The following is a 15,311-nucleotide window of genomic DNA, read 5'->3' on the forward strand; positions in this document are numbered from 1 at the left end:
ATTTGCTTTTTATCTGTGATCTGTCATATCGTAAAAAGTATTTTTTTCATCCTGAAGCCTCTCATAGGAAACCAATGCACACAATGCCTGATCTGTTGCCATCGGATCACTTTCACCCTCCGGTGTGTGCGAAAAACTGCCATCCTTCTGACAATACTGCATCAGAATGTCATACAGTCCTTTTCCATCCTTCTGGAAACGTTCATCTTTATTACAGTCAATTCCCACCGTACTTAAAGCAATCATCGTCTGCGATACAGATTCGGAACTTTTGTCTCCATATACGGTATAACCACCATCTGCATCCTGCGCATCTGCAAGAAATTCAATTCCACGATCAATTGTCTGCTGTACATTTTCCTCACTGCTATATGCTTCCAGACACTGTAAAGTCATCGCTGTTATATCGATATCTGCTTCATCTGCATTATCATCCATGGAAAAACCGCCGTCCGTTTTTTCCTGTTCCAAAATGTAGTTCAGATATTTCTGCTGAAGTTCTCCGTCTGTTTCTTCGCTGTCCGCATTCAGCGCCAGTAATGCAAACACTGCACCGTTCAGTCCCTGCGCAGTCACCGTATCAAAATCATCCAGTTTTTCCTTCAGATCATATCCGCCAATATCCGAAGCATCTTCCCCGATTGCATTCAGGGCAAGAATCACTCTGGAATACTCCGTGTATTTATTTTCACTTAAGATTCCATCCTGTTCTTTCAGATATTTTTCTACATTTGCTCTGTATTTTTCAAAATAATTACTGTCTACATTTTCTTCCGAGCGTGCCAGGGCAATTACTGTCCACTCCCCGCCAAGGGAACCCACTGCCGGATCTGTCACCGTTTCCTGTTCATAAGCGGCTGTTTTGTGAATTGCGTCTTTTAACTCAGGAGTTTTCGCACTTCCGCATCCCGCCATTGTAAGCACCAGTACCAACGCAAGTGCTGCCGGAATACCGTTTTGTTTCACTTTTTTATAAAGATCCTTTTTCTTTGTACATATCATTTTTCTGAATCTTTTCCTTTACTTTTTTCATATTTATTTCCGACATCTGCTCCAAGATCGCAGGTGTAACGCCATTCAATCTTATCACCGTCTTTCAGTTTGTACTCTGAACAGCCGTAGTTTGGATATTTTCCGTTTACACTGTACATCCAGCCGGAGTTTTTGCCACAGTCCATTTCATACAACTGGTTGATTCCTTCTATATAATAGCTTTTGTACAACGGAGTATATTTAGATGACATATGGATTCCATTTTCACCGCAGACTTTCTTCAATACATCAAAAACTGTTTCTCCGCCCTGAAAGGCAACCTCTGTTTCTTTAAGTATCCATCCATCTTCCGGAATAAAATCTTCTTTTGTCTTTTTCAGGTTATCCATATTATCCAGAATATTACTGCATTCGATAGAAATCGTACAGTTTCCATTCGGTAATTTTTCTCCGCCAAATGCACAACCGCTGAACCAGCAGCAAATAAGCATAATACAGCAGATAACTGCCAATGCTCTGGTTCTTTTTTCTGATTTTATTTTCAACCTTCTTTTCTCTCCATCATTTCTTCCACATATTCACATTTAAAGCCATATTCCTTTGCATAATGATCTACCTTACTGCCTTTTCGACAGACAAGTGTACAGCTCTTGTTGATGATCCACGGTCCAATCTCATCCGGATCATGCAGAATCTCCAGACGTTCCAGTCTGCTGCATCCGTGAAATGCCCAGCGACCGATTTTCTTCACACTTTCAGGTATGTAAACTTCTCTTAAATGTTTACAGCGGAAAAAGGCACTTTCACCAATTACTTTCAAATTTGGCGGAAGCTCAAGTTTCTCCATCGCGCAGAAATAAAAGGCTTCCTCCCCAATTTCCCTCACCGTAACCGGTAAATTGATTTCCCTGAGCTCTTTACATCTGTAAAATGCCCTGCGCTCAATTACCTGCGTACGGAATGGCAATCTGACAGTTGTAAGGTTTACGCAGGAATCAAACACTGCCTCTGAAATAACCATGCAACGTGAATTATTCGGAAACTTCACGCTTCGAAGTGTATTACACTCCTGATATGCCTGTGCTCCCAGTCTCTCCAGTGACTCCGGAAAAACAACTTTTCGAAGTCTGTGATTTTCCGCAAATGCTCTTTTCTTTATTTCCAGCAAACCCTCTGGAAAATCTACTGCTTTCTGAAACTGGCATCCTTCAAATGCCTGTTTACCGATGATTCGGCATTCCTGTGGCAATACTACCTCATGTACTTTGCCATTATTTAGAAAACATTTATCGCCAATATATCTATATCCGGCAGGAATCCTGCCAGCCTCGCCGCCCCTTCTGTTTCGCTCATTCTGCGCAGTATATGTACGGACATCATATCTTAACTGATTCCACCCGATTTCAGTATTCGGTTTTTCCATGTCTCAATTTTCCCCCTAAAGACAACAAAAACAGAGTCCCATTCATAATGAGCCTCTGTCCTCTGTACAACGTGTTAAATCTGACTTATTATGCAAAAAGCATATTCACAGCAGCTATTTGAACTGTTCCGGATTCTCACCGGATTACGTTAAACTGCCTTTTACGACAGACCACGCCTGGTTATCCAATTTTTCTAAAGTATATCATTTTGATAAATTTATGTCAATAAAGATTGTACACATATCTGTACATCTTCCTTATTCATACATTCAATCGTCCATGTACGTGTCTCCGTCCGCGGCAAATACGAAAGAACTTCTCTCCACGGCAGATTTCCTCTGCCAAGTCCAAGATGAGAATCTCTTTCTCCGGCATTGTCATGGATGTGAACATGGCGGACATAAGGTGCCAGTTCCTTTGCCCACTCAATAACCGAAATATCGGAGTAACAATGTGCATGCCCGATATCAAGGCAGAGTCCGAAGTCCGGATGCTCCACCTGGTCATATACATCACGCAGAAGCCTCCAGTCCTCATCGAGAACATTTTCCATATCAATTTCGAGTCCATCTTTATCTCGCAGGAAATCGTTAAAGAACCGACTCACCTGATTCGCCCAGCCCTGACGGTAATATACGGTAGGGATCATTCCTGAATGGTATACGATTTTTTTTGCGCCAAGTAACTTACCGACCTGATAACACTGCTCAAACCGCTCCATCGTCACACGGCGGATCATGCTGTCAAATGTTGCCGGGATGAGATCCAGAAACGGGCCATGCAGTGTCAGTGGCGGATTTCCCATCTTTACAAGGCGTTCTTTGTATGTTTCTATCGTTTTGTCCAGATGGTCAAGATTTTCCGAAATGGAAAATTCGATACTTTCCACTCCAAGTTCACTGTTTTTTAAAAGTTCCTGCATTTTTTCATCCGGAAGCAGATGGCTGATATAGATCACGTTATTTGTTTGCTCCTTTGACAACAGATTATTCCTGCGTTTTTTTCTTTAAGTTTCTGGTGTTTTTTTCTACCATTTTGCGTGGCACCATGATCATATGTCCGCATCCCATACATTTCAGACGGAAATCAGCTCCCACACGCAGGATCTCCCACTCTTTACTTCCACATGGATGTCCCTTTTTGAGTGTCACAATATCTCCAACATCATAGATAAGTCCCATGCTCTGTCATTCTCCTTATTTCTGATTTACTTTTATCTGTGAAAAGACCTGTCCGATCGGCTCCTTGATCAGAAGATCGGCATTTCTGTCTCTCGGTGTGGAGGATTTATTGATCACTACAAGCGCTTCGCCACGGAAATAGTCAATAAGGCCAGCTGCCGGATATACGGCAAGCGACGTTCCTCCGATGATCAGAATCTGCGCATTCGAAATTGCTCTCACAGATTCTTCGATCGTATTTGTATCCAGTCCCTCTTCATAAAGCACCACATCCGGCTTGATCATACCTCCACATTCGCAGCGCGGCACACCGGTACTGTGTTTCATATATGCGAAGTCAAAAGATTTTCCACAGCGCATGCAGTGATTACGGTAAACGCTTCCGTGAAGTTCCAGTACCTTCCGACTGCCTGCCATCTGGTGAAGATTATCGATATTCTGTGTGATCACTGCTTTGAGTTTACCTGCCTTTTCAAGTTCGGCAAGCTTCAGATGAGCCGCATTTGGTTTTGCGGTATCGCAGAGCATCTTATCACGGTAGAATTTATAAAATTCGTCCGGATGACTTAAGAAAAAGCTGTGACTTAAGATAGTCTCCGGCGGAAAGTCATATTTCTGATGATAAAGTCCATCCTGAGAACGGAAATCCGGTATTCCACTCTCTGTCGAAACACCGGCCCCTCCGAAAAACACGATGTTGTCATGCCCATCGATCAGTTCCTGTAATTTCACGATCTTTTCATCCATGTAAAAACCCTCCCTTATCCTGCGATATCAAGAGATATCTCATCCGTATTTTCCTCATCGGCTGTACTGCCCGTATTCGCCGCAGCACCATCTGCGTCCTCCGCATCAACTCTCTTACCCTGCACAACAAAACGGGTGGATTCATTGCCTGTACAGGTAGACAATGTCACAATCTTATCTTTGATCGTCAGATCTGTATCATCTGTCTGGATTTCGGAGTAACCTTTAATCGTCTCCAGATATTTCTCGAACTCTTCGCCCGGACCTTTAAACAGTGTATAGGTATCGCTGTTTACGCCGGTTGTATATGCAGAAATAATCTCATAACGGTAATTGCGCTCCGGTGTCAGAATCCAGAAATATTTATCCTGCTTATAAAGCCTGTCATCCTCTCTGAATTTCTTCAGATGTCCGAACATCGAACCATTCTTCATATTATGACCATATACAAGTGTATTGCAATCACTGAAATCACCACTGTTTTCATAATCCACAAAAATCGTTCCGGCGAAATTGTAATTTTTCTCATAGGTCTGATGCAGGTATGTCTGGTTATCTTTACCTTTGACAATCGGATAGCTGATATCCGGAAGTGCATCTACATAAATCCATCCCACAACATCCTCATTGACACTCTTGAGTTTGTCAAAATCCACCTCGATCGGCGGTTTTAATTGTGCATTTGGTCCGGCAACTTCGCCACTGTCAGCATCACGCTCGGTAACTGCCATTTCCTCGATCTGATTGTATTCATCTGTACCTTTTTTGTATTCCGTGTAAATATGGTAGAGATTAAATGCCGCGTAGCAGAAAACCGCGATTGCAACGATCAGTGCGATCGTCAACAGCACATCACTCTTCTTTTTTTTCTTTTGTTCAGGCTGTTTCTGAGTGTTGTTTTTGTTTTCTTCCATAATCATACTCCTTAGGCTTAGTTTTATTGCTGCGTACCTTTTCAGGCATTCCAAGAAGAACAATTGCGATCACAGTCAGGAACAGTCCGACAAATTCGATTGCAGTCGGTATCTCTCCAAAACAGAAAATGCCGAATACCATCGCTGCCACCGGCTCACCGGCTGCAAGAATAGAGACTTTTCCCGCATCCATATACTGAAAACCAATCGTATAAAATGTATACGGAAGGACTGCACCACAGATTGCATGAAGTATCATAAATATAGCACCATGCACAGGAGCTTCTGTAAAATACGCTCCAAGGATCTTCCAGTCGGTAAACGGAATCAACGTCACTGCAATCACAACCATACAGTAAAACGTGATCGTCAGTCCGGAATAGCCTCTTTTCATGGCAATTTTGGTAAACAGGCTGTACATGGCATAAAAAACACCGCTTGCCACTCCGAGAAGAGTCCCGTAACCGCTGATTTTCATACCTCCAAGGTTTTCCAGCAATCCGCTTGCAAGACTGCATCCGAAGACTGCAAGTGCTGCACAGCCGGCCTTACGTATAGTGATCTTTTCTTTAAAAAACACTCTCGCAAGAATCAGGACATACACCGGTGACAGGCTCAGAAGTACTGCTGCCAGTGACAGGTGTACATAATTTACTGCTTCATTATAAGTAAGATTTACCCCAAGCATGCCCAGCCAGCTTGCCAGCACAAAGATCCACAGATCCTTCAGACGTATTTTCAGCTGGCTCTTATCAATTACAGCAATCCCTATCAGCATCAGAATCACAGAAATCATCGTTCGTGATCCGACGATCGTCGCAGTGTCCATTCCATAGCCGCTTAAAGACCGTATAAAAATCCCAACGGATCCCCACAGGATTCCTGCTGATACCGGGAAAAACCAGGCAACTTTTTTCATTTGTACTCTCCTCGTCTATATCTCATCTGTTTGTTACTGTTCACTCCGTTCACAGCAACTCTGTTTCTCCCATGATATCACTTTTTCACAAAAATGGCTATGAGATTTTCCCATGATATGTTAAAATGAATTTATTATGGTTACTGTTCGCAGCAATCTAATATTATCCTAATCGGAGGTAGATACAATGGCAAAAAAAAATCTTATTGTCGGTCAGTCCGGCGGACCTACTGCCGTTATCAACAGCAGTCTCTATGGAGTTGTCTCTGAAGGTCTTTCCCATCCGGACACGATTGAGCATGTATATGGTATGGTAAACGGTATCGAAGGATTCCTTAATGACCGTGTACTTGATTTTGAAGAAGCTCTTCCCGGCGAAAAGCTTGAATATTTAACTCATACCCCGGGTGCTTATCTCGGTTCCTGCCGCTACAAACTGCCGGAATCTCTCGAAGATCCGGTTTATCCGGCACTTTTCCGCAAATTTGAAGAACTCAATATCGGTTGGTTCTTCTATATTGGTGGCAATGATTCCATGGATACCGTCAGTAAACTTTCCCGCTACGCGGCAAGCATTGGCAGTTCTATCCGCGTGATCGGCGAACCGAAGACGATTGATAATGATCTGGTAAATACCGACCATACCCCGGGCTTCGGAAGTGCCGCCAAATACGTTGCTTCCACAGTCCGTGAAATCACGACAGATGCCAACGTCTACGAAAAAAAATCCGTCACGATCATCGAGATCATGGGACGTCATGCCGGATGGCTCACTGCTGCCAGTGCCCTTGCGCGTAAATACGAAGGAGACAATCCTCTGTTCATTTACCTTCCGGAAGTTGCCTTTGACCAGGATGCTTTCCTGCGTGATCTTGAAAAAGCTTTTGAGAAAAACTGTAATCTTATCGTCTGTGTTTCCGAAGGTATTCACGATGCTGACGGCACCTTCATCTGCGAATACGACAGTTCTGTAGGTACAGATACTTTTGGTCATAAGATGCTTGCCGGATGCGGCAAATATCTGGAAAATCTTGTGCGCAGCCGCCTTGGTGTCAAAGCACGCTCCGTTGAACTTAATGTCAGCCAGCGCTGCTCTGCTACATTAATTTCCGCAACAGATCAGCAGGAGGCCATTGCCGCCGGAAAATTCGGTGTACAGGCTGCCCTTGACGGAGAAACAGGAAAGATGGTTTCTTTTATCCGCCAGACAGACACAGCAGGATCTTATCAGATGGTTTGCGGACTTGAAGATGTCAACGCCATCTGCAATGAAGAAAAAACAGTTCCTGTTGAATGGATCACCCCGGACGGACACGATGTTACAGAAGATTTTATCTATTATGTCCGTCCGCTGATTCAGGGAAATATCTCTGTTCCACTCGGAGAAGATGGTCTGCCGGAATTTGTATATCGTAAATAATTTTGATTCAGAACATTTAATTCTGATTGATGCAGCATAAACAAAAAGACAGCGGCGAATAATTCGTCACTGTCTTTTTTATTGTATATGATATATACTTCTTAATGCTGTTCAAATTCTTCATGGTCTTTGCGGATACGTTCTTTGACTCTCTTTCTGAGTTTTGCTTCGTGTTTCTTTTCATCACTGCTCTTCGGCAGTATGATGTTCAATATAACTGCGATTAATGTTGCAAGTACGACCGGAGATTTACCAAAAATCGTTGTTACCCACTCCGGAAAGCTTGCAAGTGCTGCGGATGCCTGTGAAACACCCACACCGATTGCTGCTGCAAGACCAACAATTGAAGAATTCCGGTAATCCATCTCTTCAGACGCTACCAGCTTCATTCCGGTCATGGCGATCGAAGCAAATACAGAAACCGTCGCACCACCAAGAACACACTGTGGAATCGTAGTCAGCAGCGCAGAAAACTTCGGTACGATTCCGGCGACACCAAGGATCACGGCTGCCAGCCCAAGCACCCAGCGATTAATAACTTTTGTCGTTGTCACGATACCAACATTCTGACTGTACGTTGCTGTCGGAAGTCCGCCAAGCAGAGCTCCGATTATATTTGTTACTCCATATGCAGTGATACCATTCTGTAATTCTCTGTCTTCCGGTTCACGATCCATAGCACCGATCGTTGTCGCAGAATAATCTCCGATTGCCTGAACAGAGTTGATTGCAAACAGCAGCCCGATTGCCACACAGGCAGAAATCTCAAAATGAATTCCAAAATGCATGAACTGCGGAAACTGAAACATTTTTGCCTGTCCAACACTTGACAGACTGACCATCCCAAACGGAATTGAAACCACGTATCCTACAATGATACCGATTAAAATAGAGGCCAGTTTCAGGATACCCCTGCCAAAATGATTCAGTCCTGTCACAACTGCCAGTGTCAGAAATGCCACAAGCCAGTTTTGCCAGGAACCATAATCCGAATTACTTGTTCCGCCGGCCATATAATTAATTGCTGTCGGATAAAGGGAAAGTCCGATTGTAAATACAACGGTTCCCGTAATCAGCGGCGGGAAAAATGCGCGGATTTTTTTAACCAGAAGTCCCATGATAATTGCCACAATACCGCCAACGATCTGTGCTCCCAGAATCGTACTGATTCCGTACCCTTCTGCGATTGCCTGCATACTCGGTACATAGGCAAAACTTACTCCCATGATCATAGGAAGGCCGGATCCTAAAGTAAATCCCTTCTTCTTTCCGATCGGAAATAACTGGAGCAATGTAGACAGTGCCGATACCACAAGTGATGCCTGAATCAGAATTACTCTGTCTTTTGCACTTAATCCATCACCACCTACAGCTCCGGCTACAATGATCGACGGTGTAACGCAACCCACAATCATTGCAACTACATGCTGCAATGCCAGCGGAAGGGCCTCCTGAAATTTCGGAATGCCGTTCAGTTCAAAAATGCTTCCCCTTTTCATGTTTCCTCCTGACTGGTTTTCAATACGATCTCCTCGTTTGTATATTGAAAATCCAATTTGACTGTTATTTATTGAACAGTCCTATTTTTCTTGTAATTATAACAAATTTCAGGCTCAAAAACAATTCGTGAGGTTTAAAAGTTTTGCCGTCATTGCTACTAAATTTTCACATGCATTTTTGTATACTTTTCTGTGATTTTCTTTATTTTACCAATTCAAAGAAATCTGTCAGATCATCCGTCTCACACTCACCTTTTTCCATCCAGAAATCTGCCATTTTCTGGCTGATTGCATAAATGGAATCAGCATTGCCTTCATCATTCAGCTTTTCATTGTCGTCTTTTCCAAAGAATTTCAAACCTTTTACATCACTGGCAACGTCTTCAGCTGTTACTTCTTCGAATCCGCTTGCCATCTCTTCGTATGCCTTATCCGGATTTTCGTTAAGGAAATCTACAGCTTTGTACCATGCATCCTCTACAGCCGCTACTACATCCGGGTTTTCTTTTGCATAATCGGAATTGACAACCAGTGAATCCAGAATCGTATCCGGATAATCCGCGCTGGTAACCAGTGCGTGTGCTCCGTCTACACTCTCCAGAGCTTCAGAAAGTTCCGGCTCCCACATAATTGCCGCATCCACGGAACCGCTCATGAATGCCAGACCTGCCTCTGTTGTATCTCCCATATCAATCACATTGATATCATCTTCTGTCAGACTGCTTTCGTTCTCCAGTGCAGTCAGGAAAAAATAGTAGGATGAAGCAGATTTATCAAGTGCCACCTTTTTCCCCGCCATGGAGCTACGATTCTGGTCAGAATCCGGAAAATCCAGTCTGTAATCAAACCGATCAGTCCGATCAGAATCAATCCTGCAAAAATAGTATCCGTTGCCAGATATCTCTGAGATTTCAGGATCATATATCCCAGTCCATTGCTTGCTGCGACCATTTCTGCAACCACAAGATAGGTCCATGCCCATCCGATGGTCAGTCTGAAATCATCCATAAGACCCGGAAGCGCTGCCGGGAAAATAACCTCTTTATAAATCTGCCATTTGCCGGCACCCAACGTTTTTGCCGCATTTATCATGTTTCGGTCTACACCGGATACCGTATAGCATACCTACCGGAAGTGCTACGATCACAGACCAGATCCAGCCTACTAAAACTCTGGCTGTGGATTCCCAGCAGTTTGCCCACAGTGAACCGTCTTTCGCCATCTCTATGATTTTCTTTACTACTTCTGTAGGACTTGGCAAAAACAAATCGCTGATCAGTCCCCCGTAAGTTGCTATGCACCAGAATCCAATGATCAGTGCAAAACATATTCCTGATAAAATCTTTCCGTTATCTCTTACTGTCTTTTTCTTCATGTCTGCATTCTTTTCTTTTTCGTTCTACCACGCTACCGTGTTGCAGCAGTGATATGTCAACCTATATTTTCTCAAAAAGCAAGGATTTTTTTCAACGCAAAACATTTTTCCAGAAAAAAAGAACCATCCATGAGTACGGTTTCTTTAAATAATCCGTACTCTGAATGATTCTTTACTTTTTTCTGCTTATATTATAATATCTGTCCGAAACACTCTTATGAGATTTTTCAGATCATTATTTCTTACTGCGGTATGCTTCTGCTTCCCAGTGTGTAATAAAATATGTAATCTCATCTGTCATCTGCAGTGGACCACCAAAACTTTCCGCATATACGGCAAGCTTAATGGCATCTTTTACCAGAAGCTGTGCCTTCGCTGCTTTCTCCTTATCGTCTTCCATGATAAATGCACCTATACCCTGTACAAGGATCAGACGTGGCTCTTTGTCATTCTCTTTCATAAATGCGTCCAGCACTTCTTTTGCCTGATCAATATTTTCTACAAATAACGGATATGGTCCGCAATATACAATGTGATCCGGTGTAAATGGTTTCAGAAGCGGTGCTGCTGATGTTTTATCTTTTACAAAATTATCAGCTTCTGCAGCCGGTACAACTTCTACCGCATGTCCGAGTAACTGAGAAAGCTTCTGTGCCGCCTGCTCTTTTTCCGGTGTAACAGCATCACTTACATCAGCTGTTCTCTTGACCTGTTTTTCTAATTTACTGATCACACTATCAAATAACACACCAATTTCTTCTACTGTATTGGCTGCAACAAAAATTCCGTGATTCTGAAGCAGAAGTATCTGAACATCTTTTCCGTATTTTTCTTTATATGCATTCATTTTTTCGAAGCAAAGACGTGCAAGTGTATAGCCTGGTTTGCAAATATCGATCCAGAGCACTTCCTTACCAAGAAGTTCTTCGCAAAGCGCCTGCGCACCTTTTCCACAGGTCAGTCCATTGATAAGGGTCGGATGAACATGCAGTACGTAAGTATATGCAAATAAATTGTGAAGCAGTGCTTCTACGCTCGGACGCTTTGTTTTGTCATCGTCCGTTACAGCTGCCATTACATCTGCAAGATATGCAGCTTCACGTTCAACATCGTTTTTCGGATATTCCGTCTTCATGATTTCGTTCAGGCGTGCTCTGTCCATTTTGACAAATCCTTCTGCCTTAATTGTGGCAAGCTGTGTGCCGGAACCTTTTACATAAAGTGTCGTATCGTTTTTGACGGAGGTGTTACCACCGCCTGCCAGCACATAAGCCGGGTTACTTCCGTAAGTGTTTGACATTTTTACTAAAGTTGAAAGATCCATAAGTCTAATTCCTCCTCATTTGTCGTTATATAGTTTTCCACTTCTCATTGTACACGATATGAAACGATTTAGCTATGTAAATTTCATTATTTGATATCTGTAATTTAAAATAGATTCTTTGTCTCTCATTTTCTCACGTCAGCAGCTCGAACGTATGATACAGATCCAGTCTTCCATAACCCCATTCCGGATTAGGGTAGATCAGATTCAGATCGCGGACTGCGCCTCTGCTCAGATAATTTTTTACGCTGTTTCCGGTAAAGTAGGGCTCGTTTTCCCGAATCAGTGACCATTCAAATAAAAGCGCCGCCATTCCTGCTGTCTGAGCTGCCGCAAGGCTGGTTCCTGTTGCGGATGCAAATTCTGCACCAGCTCCGATTGAAGCCGTCAGGATATCCACTCCGGGCGCTGCAAAATCCGGTTTTACCACATTTTCTGTATTATATCCGCGGCTTGCCTGCACATACAGGCTGTTGTCCCGATACTGATATGCCGTAACGGTCATCGCATCCGCCGCATCCCCCGGTGATGTAACCGTATACTCTGGCGAGGGTTCCAGAAAATATGTATCATCCGAAATCATTCCACGTACTGGAAGCCACATGTGAAATCGGCTTTCCCCGGGTATTCTCTCTCCCACCAGAAACTTCCATATACCGACAGCCGGATGCAGAAACCGAATAAAAATCAGTGTATTTCCCGTACGCCGCTCAATCGGCACATAATTCACCAACACTTTTGTCTCGACAAATACAAAAGACAGTTCCTGTGTGCTGTTTTTTAAAGAAGTGCTGATCGATAACTGTTCTCCTGTCGGCGACTGGATCGTCATAGAATAAAAATTAGGAGAGTCTCCCCAGAATTCCAACATAAATCCTCGAGTACTCTCCTTTTCGCCCACACGCAGTTCTATTGTATCTTTAATATTCGCTGCGCTCAGTGTCTTCATATAATGGTGTCTTGCTGTGCCTTCGTTTCCGGCAGGCACTGAAACAGCATTCTGACTGAATGCCGCAATACTGTTGATATATTCATTCAGTGGTCCCTCTCCCTGATGCGCTCCCATACTGCTGCCGAGTCCAATACAGATTGACAGCGGTTTCTGATTTTCTGCCGCCACACGCAGGACATACGCAATCGCAAGCATGATATCATCTTCCTGATAAATATCCGCCTCCTGCGGAAGAAGATATAAATCACGCAGATACCGCTTTGCCTGTTTCAGTTTGACAACTACAAGTTCCGCCTCCGGGGCAGCACCGGAAAAGCTTTCTTTTTCGATACTGTAACCTGCCGCCGTGGCAGCTACTTCCGTTCCGTGCCCGCTTTTATCCATTGATGGAACCACTTCCCACGGATTTTCTGCCGAAAGAGCCTGCTCAATCTCCCCTCGGTTAAACTCTCTTCCAAACGGAATCCTCTCCGTCAGGCCACTTTCCAGTTCCTGATCCCAGATACTCAGAATTTTACTGGTCATTCCCCTGTGAAATGCCGGATGCAGATAATCAATTCCGGAATCAATTATTGCCACCAGTGTTCCGCTGCCCTTAAGCTTCAGATATGGATGCCCATGAAGTCTTGTCACCCCTGACGCGCTCAGCGCACCAGTATCCATATATGTATAGCATCTTGGAATAGACGAATAAGAATAACTGTTTAATGCCAGTTCCGGGATTTCCTGTATCGGTACATATAATACCCCAAACAGGTCATTGATGATCTGAAATCTCTCATCCGGCTGATATTCCGGTACTCCCTCTATATTCTGCTTATAACGGATAATAAAATTTTCGTATTGCTGATTCTGTGCCGGTATGCTCATCTTCTCTGCCCCGGTTCTTCTGCTCTTTCCTTACAGCCTATGCAAAAATTTCCTCTTTATGAATCCGTTAAAACCTTATGCATTTTTCTTTTTTGTACGTGTAATCAGAATCGCAATTCCTGCCGCCAGAATAAACAGGCTGATAAACTGTGAAGTCGATAGGCTTCCCACACTTCCACGGATCAAATCTCCACGGAAAAATTCCAGCACAAATCTTCCGATACTGTAAAAAATCAGGTAAAAAGCCGCAACCTGTCCGTCTGCCTTTTTACGTCTTGCAATATACAAAAGAATCCCAAAATGCAGGAAATCAAGAATACTTGAATAAAGCTGTGTCGGAATCAGAGCCACATGATTCGGTGCAAAGTCAGAATTCTGGAAAGTGACGGATATAATACTGTCTGTTTCTCTTCCGTAACAGCATCCTGCCAGAAAACATCCAATTCTTCCAAAGCCCTGTGCCAGTGCTACGGACGGCATCACAAGGTCAAAATATTTCCAGAAATATGCTTTTTTGATCCGGCAATATATCCAGCCTGCCAGAATACCACCGATAATTCCGCCATATACCACAAATCCATCTGCCAGCGTATCAAAGAAAAATCCCGGATCTTCTGCAATGCTTTTCCATTCTGTGATCCAGAACAGAAGCTTTGCAAAGAGAAGACCACCCATCAGGCACCAGAGAACAAGTGAAAACACATGCTCACTGTCCAGATTTTGTTTCTTAGCTCTGTATTCTGTAACGATCCATGCTGCCAGCACACCTGTCGCGATCATAAAGCCATAACCATAAACAGTCAGCGGTCCGATCGTAAAAAGTTCATTTTTCATTCCGAGCCCATCCTTTCAGATGATTTTTGCATTTTCTCCCACAGTCTCAAAATTGCCTCATTCGCGTGATCATTCAAAAAATCCTCGCTGCAGGAATCCATATCACACTCACCGCAGACATCCATTCCAAGTATATTCTGTCGCTCCAGTACAAGCTCAAGAAAGCTCATAAGTTCCGAAAGGTGCATATCCCCCTGGCTCCATGTAGTCGAAGCATCTCCTTTACAAAGAACATCCTTGTCCACCGAAACATACAGTGGCAGATCTTCAGATAGATTATTAAAGAAACCCTCTTTCTCCTCTGTCGTCATCGTACTTAGTTTCTCTCGGGATAAAAAAAGGACTTTTTGCTGCAAATCCGGCTCAACCTGTGTATAAGCGTCTTCATCCGGACCAACAAGAATCACTTCCTGCAGAAGTGGAAGTTCCTCCAGTGATGCCGCAATCCATCCGCCACAGGACAAAAGCCCGCCAAATGCCGGTGGCTGCATATCTGTATGATTGTCAAAAACAAGCAGGCGAAATGGTATCTGCAGTTTTTCCAGCCATAAACGTGTCATATAATGATAGTTTCCAGAATCAATGAAATGAAGCCCCTTTCCTGTAAAAGCCTGAATTTCCTTTCGTATCCGGTCAGACGCCTCAGCGTCACAATAGCAGTTACAGCCGGACAGATCACTTAATTCTGTCCAGGATATTTCTTCTTCTGCATAATTCTTATAAAAGTTCTGATTTTTATAAATCCCGGAGAAATTCGTTATGACTGTTTCTTTAAAATCAATTGTCTGCGTTATTCTGTTATTTTTGTTTTTCTCTGTATTTTTCATCATGACGCTATCTTAACATGAAAAGTTACTGC

Annotated in this window: 17 protein-coding genes; 1 reads left to right on the forward strand and 16 read right to left on the reverse strand. The window is 43.4% G+C overall.

Annotated features, from left to right (window positions below):
• Positions 1-9: 9 nt before the first annotated feature.
• The 8 genes from DWW86_RS08820 to DWW86_RS08855 all read right to left on the reverse strand — a co-directional run bounded on the left by DWW86_RS08820 (position 10) and on the right by DWW86_RS08855 (position 6,178).
• Positions 10-1,002, reverse strand: a complete 993-nt coding sequence (locus tag DWW86_RS08820; protein WP_117942877.1) for a prenyltransferase/squalene oxidase repeat-containing protein — start codon at positions 1,000-1,002, stop codon at positions 10-12.
• A complete protein-coding gene (locus DWW86_RS08825) occupies positions 999-1,538 on the reverse strand; it encodes a DUF4430 domain-containing protein (RefSeq protein WP_286187685.1) in 540 nt (179 codons plus the stop codon). The genes DWW86_RS08820 and DWW86_RS08825 overlap by 4 nt, the downstream gene beginning before the upstream one ends.
• The gene (locus DWW86_RS08830; protein ID WP_117942878.1) at positions 1,535-2,416 is read right to left on the reverse strand and encodes a leucine-rich repeat domain-containing protein; all 882 of its coding nucleotides are present in this window, start codon (positions 2,414-2,416) and stop codon (positions 1,535-1,537) included. Before DWW86_RS08830 ends, DWW86_RS08825 begins: the two co-directional genes overlap by 4 nt.
• Before the next feature lie 218 nt (positions 2,417-2,634).
• A complete protein-coding gene (locus tag DWW86_RS08835; RefSeq protein WP_117942879.1) occupies positions 2,635-3,375 on the reverse strand; it encodes a sugar phosphate isomerase/epimerase family protein in 741 nt (246 codons plus the stop codon).
• Between the two features lie 28 nt (positions 3,376-3,403).
• Positions 3,404-3,598, reverse strand: coding sequence for a DUF951 domain-containing protein (locus DWW86_RS08840; RefSeq protein WP_015542371.1), 195 nt, complete (start codon positions 3,596-3,598; stop codon positions 3,404-3,406).
• A 15-nt stretch (positions 3,599-3,613) separates the two neighbouring features.
• Positions 3,614-4,345 (reverse strand): NAD-dependent protein deacylase, encoded by a 732-nt coding sequence (locus tag DWW86_RS08845; protein WP_117942880.1) that lies wholly within the window; start codon positions 4,343-4,345, stop codon positions 3,614-3,616.
• A 14-nt stretch (positions 4,346-4,359) separates the two neighbouring features.
• Positions 4,360-5,259 carry a class B sortase gene (gene srtB / locus DWW86_RS08850; RefSeq protein WP_117942881.1) on the reverse strand — a complete coding sequence of 300 codons (900 nt, stop codon included), beginning with the start codon at positions 5,257-5,259 and terminating at the stop codon, positions 4,360-4,362.
• Positions 5,222-6,178 (reverse strand): DMT family transporter, encoded by a 957-nt coding sequence (locus tag DWW86_RS08855; protein WP_117942882.1) that lies wholly within the window; start codon positions 6,176-6,178, stop codon positions 5,222-5,224. Before DWW86_RS08855 ends, srtB begins: the two co-directional genes overlap by 38 nt.
• 187 nt (positions 6,179-6,365) lie before the next feature.
• Between DWW86_RS08855 and DWW86_RS08860 the strand changes: the two genes are divergently transcribed.
• The gene (locus DWW86_RS08860; protein WP_117942883.1) at positions 6,366-7,598 is read left to right on the forward strand and encodes a 6-phosphofructokinase; all 1,233 of its coding nucleotides are present in this window, start codon (positions 6,366-6,368) and stop codon (positions 7,596-7,598) included.
• Between the two features lie 101 nt (positions 7,599-7,699).
• Here the strand turns inward: DWW86_RS08860 and DWW86_RS08865 are convergent, their stop codons facing one another.
• The 8 genes from DWW86_RS08865 to DWW86_RS08895 all read right to left on the reverse strand — a co-directional run bounded on the left by DWW86_RS08865 (position 7,700) and on the right by DWW86_RS08895 (position 15,282).
• Positions 7,700-9,097 carry a uracil-xanthine permease family protein gene (locus DWW86_RS08865; protein ID WP_117942884.1) on the reverse strand — a complete coding sequence of 466 codons (1,398 nt, stop codon included), beginning with the start codon at positions 9,095-9,097 and terminating at the stop codon, positions 7,700-7,702.
• A 202-nt stretch (positions 9,098-9,299) separates the two neighbouring features.
• The gene (locus tag DWW86_RS08870; protein WP_181985334.1) at positions 9,300-9,881 is read right to left on the reverse strand and encodes an ABC transporter substrate-binding protein; all 582 of its coding nucleotides are present in this window, start codon (positions 9,879-9,881) and stop codon (positions 9,300-9,302) included.
• On the reverse strand, positions 9,839-10,189 hold the full coding sequence (locus tag DWW86_RS08875; RefSeq protein ID WP_117942886.1) for an ABC transporter permease: 351 nt from the start codon (positions 10,187-10,189) through the stop codon (positions 9,839-9,841). Before DWW86_RS08875 ends, DWW86_RS08870 begins: the two co-directional genes overlap by 43 nt.
• Entirely contained in the window at positions 10,140-10,472 is a 333-nt protein-coding gene (locus DWW86_RS16970; protein ID WP_147338110.1) for an ABC transporter permease, read from the reverse strand. The genes DWW86_RS08875 and DWW86_RS16970 overlap by 50 nt, the downstream gene beginning before the upstream one ends.
• 235 nt (positions 10,473-10,707) lie before the next feature.
• Complete coding sequence (locus tag DWW86_RS08880; protein ID WP_117942887.1) at positions 10,708-11,796, reverse strand: class II aldolase/adducin family protein; 1,089 nt, start codon at positions 11,794-11,796, stop codon at positions 10,708-10,710.
• Positions 11,797-11,929: 133 nt separating this feature from the next.
• Entirely contained in the window at positions 11,930-13,618 is a 1,689-nt protein-coding gene (locus DWW86_RS08885; protein WP_117942888.1) for a S8 family peptidase, read from the reverse strand.
• A 75-nt stretch (positions 13,619-13,693) separates the two neighbouring features.
• Positions 13,694-14,452 carry a prolipoprotein diacylglyceryl transferase gene (locus DWW86_RS08890; RefSeq protein ID WP_117942889.1) on the reverse strand — a complete coding sequence of 253 codons (759 nt, stop codon included), beginning with the start codon at positions 14,450-14,452 and terminating at the stop codon, positions 13,694-13,696.
• Positions 14,449-15,282 carry an arginase family protein gene (locus DWW86_RS08895; RefSeq protein ID WP_286187686.1) on the reverse strand — a complete coding sequence of 278 codons (834 nt, stop codon included), beginning with the start codon at positions 15,280-15,282 and terminating at the stop codon, positions 14,449-14,451. The genes DWW86_RS08890 and DWW86_RS08895 overlap by 4 nt, the downstream gene beginning before the upstream one ends.
• Positions 15,283-15,311: the final 29 nt, after the last annotated feature.

Origin of the sequence: Ruminococcus sp. AF17-22AC, assembly GCF_003460065.1 — a bacterium.
Classification (GTDB): domain Bacteria; phylum Bacillota; class Clostridia; order Lachnospirales; family Lachnospiraceae; genus Blautia_A.